Genomic DNA, 16,640 nt, shown 5'->3' with positions numbered 1-16,640 from the left:
GGCCGGGTAAAGCATCAAGCCCCATGACGCAGGGCAGCGTGCTCAGCTTCGAAACGCATCTGCGCGCGGTCAAGCATGTCGTCCGCGTCTCGGCCGTGAGCCTGGAGCCAGTGGAGGAAGTCGGTGATTGCCGCGATCACCGTCTCCTCCGCCACGGCAGAGGCCAACCTGCCCACACCCGTTTTGCACGGCGACGGCGCAGCAGCGGCGTAGAGGCTGAGCAGGGCCTCGGCCCGCATCACACTGGGGGCTTCCAGGTGGCCGTGGGGCGCGGTGAGTTTTGTGGCCAGCTCGCACCAGGTGACCTTCCGGTCCGGGCGTAGCAGCACACCCCAGCGATCGGCTACAGCGTCCACAAGCGCCATGCCCCTCCCCTCCAGGGATTCTGTGCTCGGGTCCCGGAGGACAGGCAGGGCCCGTGTATCGGGGTCATGCACCTCGATGCGCAGGTGCGTGCCCCGCACTGAGACGGCCAGCGTCGCGGGCGTGCCGTGTCCGACGTGCGTGATGACGTTGGACACCAGCTCGCTGACGCACAGTTGGGCCTCGTCGGTGATGTCCTGCAACCCCCACATGCCCAGGTGCAGTCGCATGATCCGGCGCAGGGCAGCCACCTCCACGGGTTCGGCCGTAAAGGCAAGCTCCCACGGCTTGCGCGACATGCACGCTTCCTGGCTCACGCTGACCCCTCTCGTCGCGGTCGACACCACACCGGCAGCGCAGCGTCACGAACGATCACTTTGAGTTGTGCTGTCGACCACTGTGCTGGCAGCGCATCCCTTTGTGCAATGTGCACGGCGGGATTCCCACTTCCGTGTGATTGGCAAGCACACCCCTTGGCGCGAGACTGAACGCCCGCTACTGGAAAGAGGATTGGGATGGCCGGTTCACCTACGGCACGCCGTCGGCGCCTCTCGATCGAGCTGAAGAAGCTCCGCGAGAAGAGCACACTCACCTGCGCCCAGGTCGGTGCGGCCCTGGACTGGAGCGGCTCCAAGGTCAACCGGATGGAGACGGGCAGTGGGCGTATCCAGCCGTCGGACATCGATGCCCTGTGCCGCTTCTACGGCACGAGCGAGGAGCTGCGCGAGTTCCTCAAGTCGCTGGCCCGGCAGGCGAAAGTGCGCGGTTGGTGGCAGGTTCACGGCGCCGGCGTCCCCGAGTGGTTCAACATCTACATCGGCCTCGAGCAGGACGCTTCGACCTTCCGCCAGTACCAGTGCGAGGTCGTACCTGGCCTCATGCAGACCGAGGCGTACGCGTCCGAACTCCACAAGTCCGGCGCACACATGTCGGCCGAGGGCATCACCAAGGCCGTGCAGGTACGCATGGAGCGCCAAGCCATGTTGCGGCGACCGGACGCTCCCGACGCCTGGTTCATCGTGAACGAGGGTGCCCTGCGCCACGTCATCGGGGACCGCGTCCTGATGCGAGAGCAGATGAAGCGCGTCCTGGAGGCGGCCGATCTACCGACCGTGACCTTGCAGGTGCTCCCCTTCGACTCAGGGACTTATCCGGCCACCGGTTCGTTCACCATGCTGGGTTTTCCGGCCCCGGAGGACCCGGATCTCGTGTACCGAGACGGCATCACCGATGCCATGTACTTGGAGGGCGAGCATCATGTCCGTGAGTACACGAGGGCGTTCGACGGCCTCCGGGCCGCGGCCTTGAGTCCTCAACGCTCGGCCCTGTTGATCGAGTCGATCCTGAAGGATTACGCAAGGTGACAATAGAAGCGTCCGGCGGAAGCGGCCGTCCGGTGTGGTTCACGTCGTCGTACAGCAACGGCGCCGGGGGCGAGTGCGTCGAGTGCGCGTTCACCGGGGGCGGTGCCCTCGTCCGCGACTCAAAGGTCGTAGAGGCGCGGGTGATCGTGGTGGGAAGAGGTGCTTGGCGCTCCTTCGTCCAGAACGTGAAGCGCAGCGGGGTAGCACGCTGACGGGTGCCGCCCGGTTTGTTCGGTTGGCGGTTCCGGGGTGGGGCAAAGGGCCCTCGCCGGGTAGCTGGTAAGTGGTGGTAGCGGCCAAACCGCCGGACCGGATGCGCTCACCTGGGCGGTTCGGTGTCCGCCGCATCCGAGGGGGTCGGTACTACATCCGGGAGTGGGTTCATCACCCAATGCGCTTTCTCCCAGGTGATGGTCTCGGTGACACGGACGGGTCGATTCTTGGTACGTGCGGTTCCGGTGATGTCCACTTTCCATACGCCCGCGAAGTCAGATGCGCGCGTCCACCGAACGTCCCAGTCCCGTCCGCCGTACTCCTTGATCCGGGCGCGGGCGTCCTTGGAGCCCTGGGGATGGGCATCGAGCAGCCCGGACAGCCCGTCCTCGTCCGATGCGTTGAGGAACACTACGTAGTCCCGCAGGAAACGGTCCTGGTCCGCCAGGTCGGGTTTCGCGGACCCGGAGTCGTCCCCGCCGCCACAGGCGGTGAGCAGTACCGCGCAGAGCACCGCCATGAGCAGTCCGACGCGACGCCGCCATGAGCGGCGTCCGCTCCCGTCGGATGTGGGAGGCGTAATACGTCGCAGGTGGGGGGAGGGAACTCCGTTGCTCTTTAGCTGCACAAGCTCGTTGGCATCAAGTAGGACTCATGGGGGCACGCCCGAACATGAGACAGAGCCAAGACCCACGTATCGTTAGCCGATGACCGCATGCACAATAAAACCGTATAGGGGCCGTCAGTAATTCGACGACCCCTCACGAAAGACCTAGCCGACTACTACTCGTTGAACTCGCCAGTAGAGTCACAGGGAGAATTCAACTGGTTCTCGAACGGACCAGTCGGGTAACGTCCCCAGCACATGACGAACGTATAGCTGCCACCGTTTCCGATGTTGTGACCCTTACTGTCACATCCGGCGTCGCCGCCGTCGGAGATCGTCATCACTCTCTGGTAGCCGTCAGTGGTGATATACGAGTTGTAGAAAACCGCGCCATACACACCCTTGCCATCCGCCAGAGTGTCGCAGATCTTGAAGACGTCTCCGTCGTCAGTGAAGGTCATGTAGCCGCGGATGGTTTCTACCCTCATGTTTGCGGCAAAGGCCGGACTCGCTGTCGCGAGGACCATCGCGGCGGCACCTGCAGCCCCTGCTACCGTGCGGGCGAACTTGGACTTAAGCATTATCCCCCCATTTATCGGACGTCCATTCGTGAGCCGAATAAAGACGTCGATCATCGTTCGGGTAGCTTGCCATGAACTTGACATCTCTGCAAAGCAGCAGCAGGCCGCAGGCCGCTTACCGGGCGTGGGGATATCGCTGGACTGAGCGTCCTGGTCTCTTCCGGCCGCCGCCGTTGTCGTACGCCGGGACCCGTCAGCCCTCCACCCGGTCGTCCACCCGGCCCTCCACCGGATCCAGTTCTCCCCGTTCAACGCAGAACTCGTTGCCCTCGGGGTCGGCCATGACGACCCAGCCTCTGCCGTTCGGGAGGGTCTGGTCCGTCAGGATGCGGGCGCCGAGGGTCACGGCGCGTTCGACCTCCTGGGAGCGGGTGCGGCCTGTGGGCTGGAGGTCGAAGTGGGTGCGGTTCTTGGTTGTCTTGCCTTCCTCGACGCTGACGAAGAGGAGCCCGGGGGCGCCGTTCGGGAGCTCGATCAGCACCTCGGGATCGCCGGGCTTGTCCTCGTCGGAGATCGGGTGGCCCAGCAACTCGGACCAGAAGCGGGCGAGTTCGTAGGGCTGTCCCGTGCAGTCGAAGGTGATGTGGCGGATGGTGGGGTTCAACGGTCGTCTCCCTCGGGCGGGTTGGGCGTGCCGGGTACTGATGCGCCACCGCAGGATGGGCGGGGAGACGGGGTCGTGTCGAACCATTTGCTGGGTCAGGAGATGAAGGTCCTGATCGCCTCGTAGAGGCGGCCCGGCTGGTCCAGGTGGACGTCGTGGGCCGCGTCGGGGATGCGGATGTGGTGGGTGTGCGGCCGGTGGGTGAGCATCTGCGCCGGTTCGTCGGGGCGCATCGTGCCGTGTTCGCCCTGGATGAGGAGGGTGGGGCAGGTGATGCGGGACCATTCGGGCCAGTAGGCGGTGGTGGCCAGTTCGGCGACCGTGTTGATGATCGTGGTGCGGTCCCACCTCGGATACCAGCCGTCTTCTCGTTTCTCCAGGCCCCTCGCCCAGGCCTCGTGGCCCAGGAAGGCCTCCGCCTCGTCGAGGGACTTGAAGGGGGTCGGCCAGCTGGCCAGCCAGGTCGCTATCTGGGCGGGGACGTCCGGGGACGGGCCGGCCGGGCCCGCTTCGATCAGGATCAGGGACTTCACCAGGTGGGGGTGGGACGCGGCCAGGAGCATGGCCGTGTGGCCGCCGAGGGACTGGCCCACCAGGGTGACGGGGGCCAGGTCCAGTTCCCCGATCAGGGTCACGGCGTCCTGGACGTGGGCCGCGCGGGTCGTGGTCACCGGGGTGCGGGTGCTGGCGCCGTGGCCTCGGGCGTCGTACGTCACCACGCGGTGGCCGTCGGCCTGCAGTTGCGCGGCGAGCGTGTCCCACTCGCCCTGGTGGCCCGCCAGGCCATGCAGGAGGAGGAACGTGGCCGCGGGGTCCCCAGGGGCGTGGTGGTCCCTGTGGGCGAGGTGCGTGCCGTCGGGGGTGGTGAGGGTCGCGGACCTCGTGCGGGTCAAGTGTCGGCTCCTGTCCGTGGCTTGGCCGTCTGTCCGACGGCCGTCTGTCCGACGGGCACCTCCCGTCCGTCCAAGAGGTGGCCGTCGGACGCGGTTCAGGAGCCTACGACGCCGAGCCCTACGACACCGAGCCCTACGACACCGAGCTCTGCGACGCCGGGCTCAGGTCCACTCGGCCGAACAGGAGGGCGTAGCCGGCGGGGAGCTGGGCCAGGATGCGGGTGATCAGGTCGTCGCCGACGAGGGGCGGCAGCACGCTCAGGACCGAGCTGACGTCCCAGCGGGCCGTGGCGGGGGTCGCTCCCTCGATCCGGGCCGCGACGGAGTCGACGAACTCGGCGGCGGTCAGCCGGCGCGTGGCCGGGATCTGGGAGGCGACGACCCTGGCGGCCTCCTCGGGCAGGGCGCGGGCGAGGTCGACCCGTTCGTCGCCGATCACATGACCGCCGAGGGCGGACAGGACGATACGGGTGACCCGCTCCGCCTCCGACCTGGTGGTGTACTGGCCCGATTCCCGCACCGCTTCGATCAGCCGGGTCCAGGCGTTGTCGTCGCCTCGGGTGTCGTGGTTGCGCTGCGGGGCGGGGATCAGGGTCTTCGGGGTCGTGAGAGCAGTCGTCACACTGGGCACCGTCGTCACGCTCATGTGTGGGTCTTCCTCCGGATCCGGTCCTGCGTCGCGCCGCCGGGCTGGGACTCCGGCGGCGCGGGGTGGGTGTGGGGGGCGGGGGCTGTCCCGTGGGTGGGACGTGGGTGGGACGTCCTCGGGACAAGCCCCCGTGGGTTCTGCGTGGGTGCGTGGGTACGTGCGTGCCGTGCCGTCAGCCGCTGAGCTGCTTGGGCTTGTCGCCGCCCGTGATCTGGATGCGGCGCGGCTTGGCCTGCTCGGCCACCGGGATGCGCAGGGTCAGGACGCCGGTCTCGTACGAGGCGTCGATGCGCTCCGTGTCCAGCGTGTCACCGAGGAAGAGCTGGCGGGTGAAGGTGCCCGTGGGCCGTTCGGCGACGAGCAGCTCCGCGTCCTCGGGGGCGGGGGACCTGCGTTCGGCTCGGACGTTCAGGACGTTGCGTTCGACGTCCAGCTCGATCGTCTCGGGGTCGATGCCGGGGAGGTCGAAGTGGACGAGGAACTCGTCCCCGGAGCGGTAGGCGTCCATCGCCATCGCCGTCGGGCGCGTGGCGGGGCCGAGGACCTGCTGGGTGAGCCGGTCGAGTTCACGGAAGGGGTCCGTGCGCATGAGCATCACTGGTCACTCCTCTCTTCAGGCGCTGCCGGTGCGATGCCCTACGTTCTTCGCCTTCTTATATAGCTCGGAGCCGGAAACTTGACAAGCCTCGACTCAGGTTCGCCTGCCGTCCAGTGAGGCGTCTTCGTGCGCCCCGGCGCGTGCGCCTCCGACCTGGGGAGTTAGCCTCGGTGATCGCGAGCGGGGCAGGAGCGGCAGGCGCAGAGCAGAGCAGAAGCAGAGCAGGAGGCAGGTATGGCGAAGGTTCCGAGTGCGGTGATCGCCGCGAGCGGGCTCGTGGGCGGGTACGGCGTGGCCCGGTGGACCAGGCAGCGGCCGCTCGGCGGGGCCGTGCTCGCCGTCGCCGGGGCCGCGGCCGCGCGGCAGTGGCGGCAGCAGGCCGGCGGGGTGGCCGCGGGGGCGTTGTCGGCCGCGTATGTCGCCGCCTTCGCCGGGTCTCATCCGCTGGCCAAGAAGGTGGGTGCCTGGCCTGCCGTGTTCGGGGTGGCGGGGGCCGTGGCCGTGGCGTCCTGGGTGGTCGCCGACCGGCGCGGCTGAGCAGAGCGCACAGCAGAGAACCCCGGCCCTGAAACCCAGGGCCGGGGTTCTCGTCTGGAGCGCCGGGCAGGCCTTGCACCTGCATCTCCCCGCAGGAAGCGGGGCGTCTTTCCTTGGACCACCAACGCATCGTCCGGCTGACCGGAGCTCGGAGTTCCGGCGGCTGGACGCAGATCAACTATAGCGCAGTTTTTGTTATCGCCTCCGCCGTCCGGCCGTCTCCTCACCGTCCCCCGCAGGAACGCGACTTACGACGTTGAGGTACGACAACGTGACACGACAGATCAGCCGCCGGAACATGCTGAAGGCCACAGGCGCGGCAGCCGGAGCCGCGGGTATCGGCGCCGGTGTCGGTGCGACCGCTCTCGCGAGCCCGGCGCTCGCCGCCGGCTCCGGCTTCGCCCACCCCGGGCTGCTGCACACCCGTACCGACCTGGACCGTATGGCGGCCAAGGTGAAGGCGGGCGCCAGACCCTATACGGCCGGGTTCGCCAAGCTCACCGCCAACCGGCACGCGCAGAGCAGCTGGCGGGCCAATCCGCAGGCGACGGTGTACCGGGGGGCGGGGTCGCCCCAGAGCTACGCGGTCCTCTACAACGACATCCACGCCGCCTACCAGAACGCCCTGCGGTACCACGTCAGCGGCGAGACCGCGCACGCAGACACCGCGGTGGCGATCCTCAACGCCTGGTCGGGGAAGCTGACGTCGATCCAGGGCTCGGCCGATCGGTTCCTGGCGGCGGGGCTGTACGGGTACCAGTTCGCCAACGCCGCCGAACTCGTACGGGATCATGGTGACTTCGCGCTCGGGCGGGCGCAGGAGGTGATGCGGAACGTTTTCCATCCGCTCAGCGACAGCTTCCTGAGCGATCACAACGGTGCCGTCATCACCAACTACTGGCCCAACTGGGACCTGACGGCCATCGCCTGTGTGCTCGCCACCGGCATCTTCTGCGACGACCGTGCCGTGGTCGACCGGGCCGTCGAGTACTTCAAGCACGGAGACGGCATGGGGTCCGTCAAGCACGCGATTCCCGTCGTGCACGAGGACGGGCTCGCCGAGTGGGTCGAGTCCGGGCGGGACCAGGGGCATTCACTGCTCGGGGTCGGACTGATGGGCACGGTCTGCGAGATGGCGTGGAACCAGGGCATCGATCTCTACGGCTATGACGACAGCCGCTTCCTCAAGGGGGCGCAGTACGTGGCGAAGTGGAGCCTGGGCGGGGATGTGCCGTACACGGCCAATACGCGCAAGAAGGGGGCGATCGGGGGGTGGTCGGGGAGTGAGACCGCGGCGGAGGCGGCGGGTGTGGATCCGGCCATGACGCGTCCCGTCTGGGCGATGATCGCCAATCACTACACCAAGCGGCGGGGGATGTCGGCGTCGTATGTGACGCGTGCGGCGGCCAAGGCCGCGCCGGAGGGTGGGGGTGGGGATTACGGGCCGAACAGTGGGGGTTACGACCAGCTTGGGTTTGGCACGTTGGCCTTTACTCGGGATCGGGATCGGGATCCGATGGATGTGGCGCCGAGTGCTGATCCGACCGGGGCTGCCTCCGGTGGGGGTGCTCGGCCGCAGGGGGGTGTGAGTGCCTCGGCCTCGCCTGCCGCGGGGCGTGACCTCGCGGCGACCGGGGCCGAGGGTGTGGTCGGCTGGGCCGCTGCGGCGGGGGTTTCCGCTGTCGCGGGTGGGTTGCTGATGCTGCGGCGGCGGGGTCGGGTGCGGCGGGGTGGGGCCGAGTAGCGTCCGGCACGTTGCGGGGTCCTGGCGTTGTGGCCCGGGCACGGGTCGGGTCGCTCGCCCGCGCTGGCGGGGTGCCGCTGCGCCCACCCGTGCCGCCCCAAGCGGCACGACTGCCCGCAGCCAGGGCGACCACGGCTGCCCCGCAGCCAGGGCCCTACGCCGTCGCCGTCCTGGCCCCCGTCGAGCCGGAGGCCGACGTGGAGTCGCCGTCTGCCTTGCCCTCCTCCGCCGCCGTCAGTGGTGTGGCGATGTCCTCCAGGGAACGCCGTTCCGCGTGGACCGCGAGGAGCGCCGCTGTCAGGCCCGCCAGGCACATCAGGGTCGCGCCGATCTGGAAGGCGAGGACCGTGTCGCCGACCTTGCCCGTGCCGGTGAGGTCGGCGAAGAGGAGCGGGCCGCTGATGCCGCCGGCCGCCGTGCCGATGGCGTAGAAGAAGGCGATGGACATGGCGCGGGTCTCCATCGGGAAGACCTCGGAGACCGTCAGGTAGGCGCTGGACGCGCCCGCCGAGGCGAAGAAGAGGACCGCGCACCAGCAGGCCGTCAGCGTGCTCGCGCTCAGCGAGCCCTGGTCGAAGAGCCAGGCCGTGCCGAAGAGGAGCAGGCCGGACAGCAGGTACGTGCTGGAGATCATCACGCGGCGGCCGACCGTGTCGAAGAGCTTGCCCAGCAGCAGCGGGCCGCAGAAGTTGCCGAGTGCGATGACCGCGAAGTAGTAGCCGGTGCTGCCGCTCGGGACGTCGAAGAAGGTCGTCAGGATCGCGCCGAAGCCGAAGGTGATGGCGTTGTAGAGGAAGGCCTGGCCGATGAAGAGGGAGAAGCCGAGGATGGCGCGGCGGCGGTAGTCGGAGAAGACCGTGCGGCCGATCTCCAGGAAGGAGACGCTGCGGCGCTGGTGGATGGTGATCTCGCCTTCCGGGCGCGGCAGCGGTTCGCCGTTCTCCTCCTCGACCTTCCGTTCGATCGAGGAGACGATGCGTTCCGCTTCGTCGTCGCGGCCGTGGATCAGCAGCCAGCGGGGGCTCTCCGGGACGTGCCGGCGGACCAGCAGGATCACCAGGGCCAGGACCGCGCCGAGCGCGAAGGTGAGGCGCCAGCCGACGTTCGCCGCGAAGAGGTCCGTGTCGAGCGCGACGATCGACAGGAGGGAGCCGAAGACCGCGCCCAGCCAGAAGCTGCCGTTGATCATCAGGTCGACGCGGCCGCGGTACTCCTTGGGGATCAGCTCGTCGATCGCGGAGTTGATGGCCGCGTACTCGCCGCCGATGCCGAAGCCGGTGAGGAAGCGGAAGAGGAAGAACCACCAGGTGTCGAAGGCGATCGCGGTCAGGGCGGTGGCGCCGAGGTAGACCGCCAGCGTGATCATGAAGAGTTTTTTACGGCCCCACTTGTCGGTCAGCCGGCCCCAGAACAGCGCGCCGGAGCAGGCTCCCGCCACGTAGAGGGCGGCCGCGAGGCCGGTGACCTCGCCGGAGGTGATGGGCAGGCCGCTGCCGGGTTCCGACAGGCGGCTTGCGATGTTGCCTACGACGGTGACTTCGAGACCGTCGAGGATCCACACGGTGCCGAGTCCGATGACGATCGTCCAGTGCCAGCGTGACCACGGGAGGCGGTCGAGGCGGGCGGGGATGTCGGTGGTCACGGTGCGGCCGGTCCCGGCCTGTGCGGTGGTCATGGGCTCCCTCCTCATCGAGAAGAACCCGGGTCGAGTGCCCTGAGCGGAATCGCTTACGCCCTGATACCTGACGCCACCGGCGCGTCACGTCCCCGGCGCGTCACGTCCCCGACCGCTCACGCATCCGACCGCTCACGCACCCAGCGCGTGCGACACCGTGTAGATCAGCAGGCCGGCGAGGGAGCCGACCACCGTGCCGTTGATCCGGATGAACTGCAGGTCGCGACCGATGTTGGCCTCGATCTTCTTCGTGGTGTGCTCGGCGTCCCAGCTCGCCACCGTGTCCGTGATCAGGGAGGTGATCTCCTTGCGGTAGGTGGTGACGACGTAGACGGCCGCGTCCTCCACCCACTTGTCGACCTTGTCCTGCACCTTGCGCTCGCCCGCCATCCGGGAGCCGAGCGACAGCAAGGAGGCCCGTACGCGCAGCCGCAGCTCGCTGCGCTCGTCCTCCGCCGCCGCGACGATCATGGATCGTACGGCCGTCCAGGCGCTGGCGATGAGGTCTTGGACCTCGCCGCGGCCCAGCACCTCGCCCTTGAGGCGCTCGACGCGGGTGCGGGTGTCGGTGTCGGACTGGAGGTCGGAGGCGAAGTCGGTGAGGAAGCGGTCGAGGGCGCCGCGCGCGGGGTGGGCGGGCATGTCGCGCATCTCGGTGGCGAAGCGCAGGAGTTCCTTGTAGACGCGCTCGCCGACCTTGCGGTCGACGAACCTCGGCGTCCAGCCGGGGGCGCCGCCCTCCACGGCGTCCATCACCTCGTCGCGGTGCAGCACCAGCCAGTCGTGCGCACGGGTGACGACGAGGTCGACGACCCGCTTGTGGCCGCCGTCGGCGACGACCTTCTCCAGCATCTTGCCGATGCCGGGCCCGATCTCCTGGGCGTTGGCCCGGCGCGTGATCGCCTCTCCGACCACGGCCTGGACGTCGGAGTCGCGCAGGACCGTCAGGGCGCCGCGCAGGGCGGTGGACAGCTCCGCCGTGACCCGGTCGGCGTGTTCGGGGACGGCGAGCCAGGCGCCGAGGCGGCTGCCGATGCCGACGGCGCGCAGCCGCTGCCGTACGACGTCCTCGGAGAGGAAGTTCTCCCCGACGAACTCGCCGAGGGAGACGCCGAGCTGGTCCTTCTTGGTGGGGATGATCGCGGTGTGCGGGATGGGGATGCCGAGGGGGTGGCGGAAGAGGGCGGTGACGGCGAACCAGTCGGCGAGCGCGCCGACCATGCCCGCTTCGGCGGCCGCGGCGACATAGCCCGCCCAGGGGCCGGCGCCGGAGTTCTGGGCCCACTTGGCGAGGATGTAGACCACGGCCACGAACAGCAGCAGCCCGGTGGCGGTGAGTTTCATGCGGCGTACGCCGCGCTGCTTCTCCTCGTCCGCGGGGCTGAAGGTGGCCATCGCACGGTTCGTGGTGACGACGGGGCGGGCATGCTGCCCTCCGACGTCGCCCTTTTCTTCTGCTTTCGTCCGTTCCATCCGCTCCACCCGCTCGGTGATCCCGCACACATTGTCCCTTCCTGACCGACTCCTGGAACGGATCAGGAGTTCCCGGCGTCTGTCGGGAGGGGGTAGTGCCACGGGGTCCGTGTGAGCTTCCCCCGGCCCATGACGCATCATGGGCATATCAGATCGGAGCCTTGGGCTCCCATCGCCCGAGGAGAACTACACAGCATGACCCGGGGTCGTGGTTACGCCCTATTGGCCGTCGTTGTCGCAGCGATCGTGGCCCTTTCCACCGCCATATACGTCGGCGTGGCGTCCGACAGAGGTACGCCGGCGCGCAGCGCTCTCGCCGACGACCGCCTCCCGAACAACTCCGCCGCCCCGGCCTCCACCGGCACCTGGGTCGGCACCTGGTCCGCCTCCCCGGCCGCGGCCGAGCCGGGCACGGAGACGACCGGCATGGCGGACCGTTCGGTGCGCAACGTCGTGCACACCAGCGTCGGGGGTACGGGTGCCCGTGTGACGCTGTCCAATCTCTACGGTCAGGCGCCGCTGAGCATCACGCGCGCCTCGATCGCCGTCGCCGCCGGCAGCGGCACGGCCGCCGCGCTCCCGGACACCGTGCGGCAGCTGACCTTCAACGGCGGGCCGGCGGTCGTCATCCCGCCCGGCCGGCAGGTGATGAGCGACGCCGTGCGCATCGTCATCCCGCACGACGCGGACGTCCTGATCACCACGTACACGCCGACCAGCTCCGGCTCGGTGACGTACCACCGGCACGCCCGGCAGATCTCCTACGTCGCCCAGGGCGACCACACGGCCGACGCGACGGGCTCGCCGTACACCGAGCAGAGCATGGTGTGGCGGTACCTGACCGCGCTGGACGTGCTGAGCAACGAGTCCGACGGGACGGTCGTCGTCCTCGGCGACTCGCTCACCGACGGGATCACCTCCACCGCCGGTGCCAACAACAGGTGGACCGACGTCCTGTCCGACAGGCTACGCGCGGAGATCGCCGCCGGGCGGGACCTGCCCCGCTACAGCGTCGTCAACCAGGGCATCAGCGGGAACCGCGTCCTGACGGACGGGCTGGGCCGGCCGGCGGACAACCCCAGCGGGCTGAACCGCTTCGGGCGGGACGTGCTGGAGCGGACGAACGTCAAGGTCGTCGTCATCGACCTCGGGGTCAACGACATCCTGCGCAATCCGCGGCTCGCGGATCCGGACGCGATCGTCGGCGGGCTGCGCACGATGGTCGAGCAGGCGCATGCGCGGGGGCTGAAGGTCGTGGGGGCGACGCTGATGCCGTTCGGTGGGCACCGGGGGTACTCGGAGGCGCGGGAAGCCGTGCGGCAGCAGATCAATGCGGAGATTCGTGCGGGGCGGGTGTTCGACGCGGTGGTCGACTTCGATCAGGCGCTGCGTGATCCTTACGATCCGCGGCGGCTGCGGGCCGACTACGACTCGGGGGATCATCTGCATCCCAGTGACAAGGGGTATGCGCGGATGGCGGAGGCGTTCGACCTGGAGAGTCTCAAGGGGTCGGTGCCGGCGGAGCTGTAGGGCTGCAGCCGCCTGTTGTTCGACACTGGCGTGGGTGCTGAGGCGGGGTGGGTGCGCAGCCCGGCGGTGCGGGGTGCCGCCTGCGCCCACCCGTGCCGCCTGGGGGCACCTCCCAGGCCCTTAAGGCACTGGGGGAGGCACGACTGCCCGCAGTCAGCGCGCATCTCAGTCCAGCTGGCGGCGGCCCGACCGGCCGTCGAGCCTCTCCTGGCGGCGTTCCTCGCGAAGTCGCTGTTTCTCTGCCCGGGTCAGCTTTCGCTGGACTCCGACGCCGCCCCAGAAGGCGAAGCCGGTGATGACGACGCGCGGGGCGCCGGGGGCGCGGGGGACGCCCTCCTCACGGTGGTCGAAGCCGCCCATGATGCCGATGCCGCGGACGACGACCTCGACGCCGGGCGGGACGATGACATCCACCCCGCCCATGATCGCGATGGCGTTGATCTCGACCTCGCGGTCCGCGAAGTTCGCCTCGCGCAGGTCGATCTCCCCGCCCCCGCAGAGGGCGAGGCAGGTGAACCGCCGGGGCATCGTCCAGCGCCCCTCGCGCTGGAAGCCGGACATCACGGCCACGGCCCACGACGAGGAACCCTCCCCGCCGACGATCCGCCCGGACCAATGCGAGCCGTCCGGGCCGGCGGCGGGTTCCTTGGCCAGGGACACGGAGGGCGCCGTGACGCCCGCTGCCGGCAGGTCCCGGGTGATCGGCGCCAGTTCGCCGTACGTCCGCGCCTGATACGTCGCGTCCAGCCGCTCCTCGAACTCCGCCATGTCGAGACGGCCCTCCGCCAGGGCGTCCCGCAGGATCTCGGCGACCCGTTCACGGTCGGCGTCGGAGGCGCGGAGGTCCGGGACTGAGTCGTCGGTCATACACAGCAGATTACGAGTTCACCCCGCCGGGGGCTACGAGATCGCCCGCTCGGCCTGCTCCGCGTACATCTTCGCGATGACCGCCTCGATGTCCGGCTCCCGTACCGACAGGTCCACCAGCGGGTACTCCGCCGCGATCCTCGCGACGAGCGGTGCCGCCGACTCCGACGCCGGGAACGCCAGCCACTGCCGCGGGCCGTCCACCCGGACGACCCGGGCGGGTGCCGGGGCGTCGATCGGCGGCAGTTCCCGCTCCAGGTCCACCACCAGGGTCCGCTCGCTCTCCCCCGCCTCGTGCAGCCCGGCCAGCGGGCCGTCGTACATCAGGCGCCCGTGGTCAATGACCATGACCCGCTTGCACAACTGCTCGATGTCCTGGAGGTCGTGCGTGGTCAGCAGCACCGTCGTGCCGCGCTCGGCGTTCAACTCCCGCAGGAACTCCCGCACCTTGGACTTGGACACGACGTCGAGGCCGATGGTCGGCTCGTCGAGGTACAGCACCTCCGGGTCGTGCAGCAGTGCCGCAGCGATGTCGCCGCGCATGCGCTGCCCGAGCGAGAGCTGCCGTACCGGCACGTCCAGCAGGTCGCCCAGCTCGAGGAGTTCGACCAGCCGGTCGAGGTTCTCGCGGTAACGGGCGTCCGGGATCCGGTACATGCGGTGCATCAGCCGGTAGGAGTCGACCAGCGGCAGGTCCCACCACAGCGTCGTCCGCTGCCCGAACACCACGCCGATGCGGTGCGCGAGCCGGGTGCGTTCGCGGGAGGGGTCGATGCCGGCGACCCGGAGCCGGCCGGCGCTCGGGGTGAGGATGCCGGTCAGCATCTTGATCGTGGTCGACTTGCCCGCGCCGTTCGGGCCGATGTACCCGACCATCTCGCCGCGTCCCACGCGGAAGGAGATCGAGTCGACGGCCCGGACCTGCCGCCGTTCCCTTTTCATGAAGCCGGTCTTCTTGCGCACGTCGAAGACCTTCTCGACGCCGTCGAGTTCGATGAACCCGCCGTCCGCACCGTCCATGCCGTCCAACACCGTCAACTCCCTGTACTCCGGTAGGAACGAAGCCCCACCCGCCACACCAACCCCGCCAGCACACAGCACGCCACCGCCACGAGCGGCGACGCGAAGGCCGTCCACTGCGGCAGCGCGATCGGGTACGGCCGGCCCAGCACATAGGCGGCGGGGACCCAGTTGACGAAGGCGAGCGGCAGCATGAAGGTCACGCCGCGCACCAGGTCCTTCCCGAACACGGTCGGCGGATACTGCAGCAGCGTGGTCCCGCCGTACGTGAACGCGTTCTGCACCTCGGAGGCGTCCTGGGCGACGATCTGGAAGGCCGCGCCCGCCACGAACACCGCCGAGAAGATCGCCGCGCCGCTGACCACCATGATCGGCACCAGCAGCACCTTCGGCGCGCTCCAGTCGACGTCGACCGAGACCAGCGCCCAGCCCAGGACCACCGTTCCCTGAGTGATCCGCCCCAGGCGGCGCAGCGCGAAGAGGTCGGCGCCGACCTGGGCGAGCACCGGCGCGGGACGCACCAGCAGGATGTCGAACGAGCCGTCGCGGATCCGGGAGCCCAGGACGTCCATCGAGCCGAGCACCAGGTCGGCGATCCCGAACGCCGTCACCGACAGCCCGTACAGGAAGGCGATCTCGGGCAGTGACCAGCCGCCCAGCGAGTCGACCTGCGAGAACATCAGCAGGATCCCCACGAAGTCCAGGCCGGTCACCGCCAGGTTGCCGAACACCGTGACGACGAAGGAGGTGCGGTAGGTCATGCTGGAGCGCACCCACATCCCGGCGATCAACCGGTAGGCCCGCAGCCCCTCCAGCAGGGCGCTGCGCTCACCCACCCTGCACCACCACCCGGCGCGTCGCGGCCGACTGCAGCAGCCGCCCCGCCGCGAGCAGTGCCACCGCCCACGCCGCCTGGAAGGCGAACGCCCCGAGCGGGTCGGTCTCCCCCATCAGCACATCCGCCGGCATCTGGATCTGCGCCGCCCACGGCAGCACCCGCACGATGTCGCCGAACACGCCCGGGAAGGCGTTCAGCGGCAGCACCATGCCGGAGAAGAAGATGCCCGTGATCATCAGCACCTGGTTGACGCCCATGCCGTCCATCAGCCAGAACGCGCTCAGGGCCACCAGGAAGCGGAGCGCGAAGCTGACGACCGCCGCCAGCAGCAGCGTGACCACGAAGGCCGCCCAGGGGGTGACCGACGTCGGCAGCGCCATGGGGAAGAACACCGCGCCGAACACGAAGGGGACGACGCCCCGCCCCAGCATCTGGAACAGCGCCCGCCCCACGTCGCCCGCCAGCCACCACAGCTGCAGATCGGCCGGCCGGTACAGGTCGACGGCGATCTCACCGGTGCGGATGCGCTCCATCAGGTCCTTCTCGGCGCCGCCGCCCTGGATGGCGAGGGTCGCGTACAGGCACTGCCCCAGCCACACATAGGTCACGGCCTGCGCCTGGTCGTACCCTCCCAGATGCGGCTTCTCGTCCCACAGCGCCAGGTACGTGTGGACGAGGACGACGCCGAAGACCGTGTTGGTGAACACCCCGGCCACCGTGGCCGCCCGATACGTCGCGTACCGTCTGAAGCCCCCCGCCGCGACGGCCAGGTACAACCGTCCCGAGCCCACATCCACAGCCCTCCTCGCCACCGGGCACCGAAGCGCAGGAGCCTAGTGGAGCGGCGATCACGCGTGCCACGCAATTTCGGGGAGCGGCTCGGGTGCCGCGGGGCGAGTGCGCACCGGCCCAGACGGTACGATCCGTTGCGTCCGCGTGGGCCGAGGCGCCCGTGGCCAGGGCGAGCAGTCGCATCGTCGTGTCCCCCTTCAGGCGAATCCCGCGCACGCGGGATCGCGATACGAACAGGCGCGCAGGATGGCTCACTTCTTCCTGCGTCCGGCTGGGCGCTCGCCCGCCCACA

18 protein-coding genes are annotated in these 16,640 nt (G+C 69.3%); 5 read left to right on the top strand and 13 right to left on the bottom strand.

What is annotated here, in order from left to right; all coding sequences use genetic code 11:
• Positions 1-14: 14 nt before the first annotated feature.
• Positions 15-680: an ATP-binding protein gene (locus ACIBL4_RS10430; protein WP_399408394.1), complete on the bottom strand. Its 666-nt coding sequence runs from the start codon at positions 678-680 to the stop codon at positions 15-17.
• Between the two features lie 198 nt (positions 681-878).
• Between ACIBL4_RS10430 and ACIBL4_RS10425 the strand changes: the two genes are divergently transcribed.
• Positions 879-1,727: a helix-turn-helix domain-containing protein gene (locus ACIBL4_RS10425; RefSeq protein ID WP_399408392.1), complete on the top strand. Its 849-nt coding sequence runs from the start codon at positions 879-881 to the stop codon at positions 1,725-1,727.
• Entirely contained in the window at positions 1,724-1,939 is a 216-nt protein-coding gene (locus ACIBL4_RS10420) for a DUF397 domain-containing protein (RefSeq protein WP_399408390.1), read from the top strand. Before ACIBL4_RS10425 ends, ACIBL4_RS10420 begins: the two co-directional genes overlap by 4 nt.
• 107 nt (positions 1,940-2,046) lie before the next feature.
• On the opposite strand, the gene ACIBL4_RS10415 is transcribed toward ACIBL4_RS10420, so the two are convergent.
• The 6 genes from ACIBL4_RS10415 to ACIBL4_RS10390 all read right to left on the bottom strand — a co-directional run bounded on the left by ACIBL4_RS10415 (position 2,047) and on the right by ACIBL4_RS10390 (position 5,869).
• Complete coding sequence (locus ACIBL4_RS10415) at positions 2,047-2,460, bottom strand: hypothetical protein (RefSeq protein ID WP_399408388.1); 414 nt, start codon at positions 2,458-2,460, stop codon at positions 2,047-2,049.
• A gap of 263 nt (positions 2,461-2,723) precedes the next feature.
• Positions 2,724-3,128: a hypothetical protein gene (locus tag ACIBL4_RS10410; RefSeq protein ID WP_399408386.1), complete on the bottom strand. Its 405-nt coding sequence runs from the start codon at positions 3,126-3,128 to the stop codon at positions 2,724-2,726.
• 193 nt (positions 3,129-3,321) lie between these two features.
• Positions 3,322-3,732 (bottom strand): VOC family protein, encoded by a 411-nt coding sequence (locus tag ACIBL4_RS10405; protein ID WP_399408384.1) that lies wholly within the window; start codon positions 3,730-3,732, stop codon positions 3,322-3,324.
• 95 nt (positions 3,733-3,827) lie between these two features.
• Complete coding sequence (locus ACIBL4_RS10400) at positions 3,828-4,625, bottom strand: alpha/beta fold hydrolase (RefSeq protein WP_399408382.1); 798 nt, start codon at positions 4,623-4,625, stop codon at positions 3,828-3,830.
• 133 nt (positions 4,626-4,758) lie between these two features.
• Entirely contained in the window at positions 4,759-5,271 is a 513-nt protein-coding gene (locus ACIBL4_RS10395) for a DUF2267 domain-containing protein (protein ID WP_399408380.1), read from the bottom strand.
• Positions 5,272-5,446: 175 nt separating this feature from the next.
• On the bottom strand, positions 5,447-5,869 hold the full coding sequence (locus tag ACIBL4_RS10390; RefSeq protein WP_399408378.1) for an Hsp20/alpha crystallin family protein: 423 nt from the start codon (positions 5,867-5,869) through the stop codon (positions 5,447-5,449).
• A 237-nt stretch (positions 5,870-6,106) separates the two neighbouring features.
• Between ACIBL4_RS10390 and ACIBL4_RS10385 the strand changes: the two genes are divergently transcribed.
• Together ACIBL4_RS10385 and ACIBL4_RS10380 are read left to right on the top strand one after the other, a co-directional pair.
• Positions 6,107-6,409 (top strand): hypothetical protein, encoded by a 303-nt coding sequence (locus ACIBL4_RS10385; RefSeq protein ID WP_020272524.1) that lies wholly within the window; start codon positions 6,107-6,109, stop codon positions 6,407-6,409.
• Between the two features lie 298 nt (positions 6,410-6,707).
• The gene (locus ACIBL4_RS10380; RefSeq protein ID WP_399409311.1) at positions 6,708-8,153 is read left to right on the top strand and encodes an alginate lyase family protein; all 1,446 of its coding nucleotides are present in this window, start codon (positions 6,708-6,710) and stop codon (positions 8,151-8,153) included.
• A gap of 154 nt (positions 8,154-8,307) precedes the next feature.
• Here ACIBL4_RS10380 and ACIBL4_RS10375 read toward each other — a convergent pair whose 3' ends face one another.
• Together ACIBL4_RS10375 and ACIBL4_RS10370 are read right to left on the bottom strand one after the other, a co-directional pair.
• Positions 8,308-9,828 carry an MFS transporter gene (locus ACIBL4_RS10375; protein ID WP_399408376.1) on the bottom strand — a complete coding sequence of 507 codons (1,521 nt, stop codon included), beginning with the start codon at positions 9,826-9,828 and terminating at the stop codon, positions 8,308-8,310.
• A 132-nt stretch (positions 9,829-9,960) separates the two neighbouring features.
• Positions 9,961-11,331, bottom strand: a complete 1,371-nt coding sequence (locus ACIBL4_RS10370) for a DUF445 domain-containing protein (protein WP_399408374.1) — start codon at positions 11,329-11,331, stop codon at positions 9,961-9,963.
• Positions 11,332-11,496: 165 nt separating this feature from the next.
• Here ACIBL4_RS10370 and ACIBL4_RS10365 point away from each other — a divergent pair, with 165 nt between their 5' ends.
• A complete protein-coding gene (locus ACIBL4_RS10365) occupies positions 11,497-12,831 on the top strand; it encodes an SGNH/GDSL hydrolase family protein (protein ID WP_399408372.1) in 1,335 nt (444 codons plus the stop codon).
• 165 nt (positions 12,832-12,996) lie between these two features.
• On the opposite strand, the gene ACIBL4_RS10360 is transcribed toward ACIBL4_RS10365, so the two are convergent.
• Genes ACIBL4_RS10360 through ACIBL4_RS10345 form a run of 4 tightly spaced genes read right to left on the bottom strand, consistent with a single transcriptional unit; the run spans position 12,997 to position 16,347 of the window.
• Entirely contained in the window at positions 12,997-13,698 is a 702-nt protein-coding gene (locus ACIBL4_RS10360; protein ID WP_399408371.1) for a DUF1707 domain-containing protein, read from the bottom strand.
• Between the two features lie 33 nt (positions 13,699-13,731).
• Positions 13,732-14,718, bottom strand: a complete 987-nt coding sequence (locus ACIBL4_RS10355; RefSeq protein WP_399409309.1) for an ATP-binding cassette domain-containing protein — start codon at positions 14,716-14,718, stop codon at positions 13,732-13,734.
• A gap of 14 nt (positions 14,719-14,732) precedes the next feature.
• A complete protein-coding gene (locus tag ACIBL4_RS10350) occupies positions 14,733-15,554 on the bottom strand; it encodes an ABC transporter permease (RefSeq protein WP_399408369.1) in 822 nt (273 codons plus the stop codon).
• Positions 15,547-16,347: an ABC transporter permease gene (locus ACIBL4_RS10345; RefSeq protein ID WP_399409307.1), complete on the bottom strand. Its 801-nt coding sequence runs from the start codon at positions 16,345-16,347 to the stop codon at positions 15,547-15,549. The genes ACIBL4_RS10350 and ACIBL4_RS10345 overlap by 8 nt, the downstream gene beginning before the upstream one ends.
• Positions 16,348-16,640: the final 293 nt, after the last annotated feature.

The sequence above is a fragment of the Streptomyces sp. NPDC050416 genome, assembly GCF_044458845.1.
Lineage (GTDB): Bacteria > Actinomycetota > Actinomycetes > Streptomycetales > Streptomycetaceae > Streptomyces.
The sequence above is the reverse complement of the archived record's forward strand: the minus strand, read 5'-3'. Positions and strand labels throughout refer to the sequence as shown.

Coding starts and splice junctions, on each gene's coding strand:
- ACIBL4_RS10385 (WP_020272524.1), top strand. CDS start 6,107: ATGGCGAAGGTTCCGAGTGCGGTGATCGCCGCGAGCGGGCTCGTGGGC.
- ACIBL4_RS10365 (WP_399408372.1), top strand. CDS start 11,497: ATGACCCGGGGTCGTGGTTACGCCCTATTGGCCGTCGTTGTCGCAGCG.
- ACIBL4_RS10360 (WP_399408371.1), bottom strand. CDS start 13,698: ATGACCGACGACTCAGTCCCGGACCTCCGCGCCTCCGACGCCGACCGT.
- ACIBL4_RS10380 (WP_399409311.1), top strand. CDS start 6,708: ATGCTGAAGGCCACAGGCGCGGCAGCCGGAGCCGCGGGTATCGGCGCC.
- ACIBL4_RS10390 (WP_399408378.1), bottom strand. CDS start 5,869: ATGCTCATGCGCACGGACCCCTTCCGTGAACTCGACCGGCTCACCCAG.
- ACIBL4_RS10395 (WP_399408380.1), bottom strand. CDS start 5,271: ATGAGCGTGACGACGGTGCCCAGTGTGACGACTGCTCTCACGACCCCG.
- ACIBL4_RS10415 (WP_399408388.1), bottom strand. CDS start 2,460: ATGGCGGTGCTCTGCGCGGTACTGCTCACCGCCTGTGGCGGCGGGGAC.
- ACIBL4_RS10355 (WP_399409309.1), bottom strand. CDS start 14,718: ATGGACGGTGCGGACGGCGGGTTCATCGAACTCGACGGCGTCGAGAAG.
- ACIBL4_RS10425 (WP_399408392.1), top strand. CDS start 879: ATGGCCGGTTCACCTACGGCACGCCGTCGGCGCCTCTCGATCGAGCTG.
- ACIBL4_RS10410 (WP_399408386.1), bottom strand. CDS start 3,128: ATGCTTAAGTCCAAGTTCGCCCGCACGGTAGCAGGGGCTGCAGGTGCC.
- ACIBL4_RS10375 (WP_399408376.1), bottom strand. CDS start 9,828: ATGACCACCGCACAGGCCGGGACCGGCCGCACCGTGACCACCGACATC.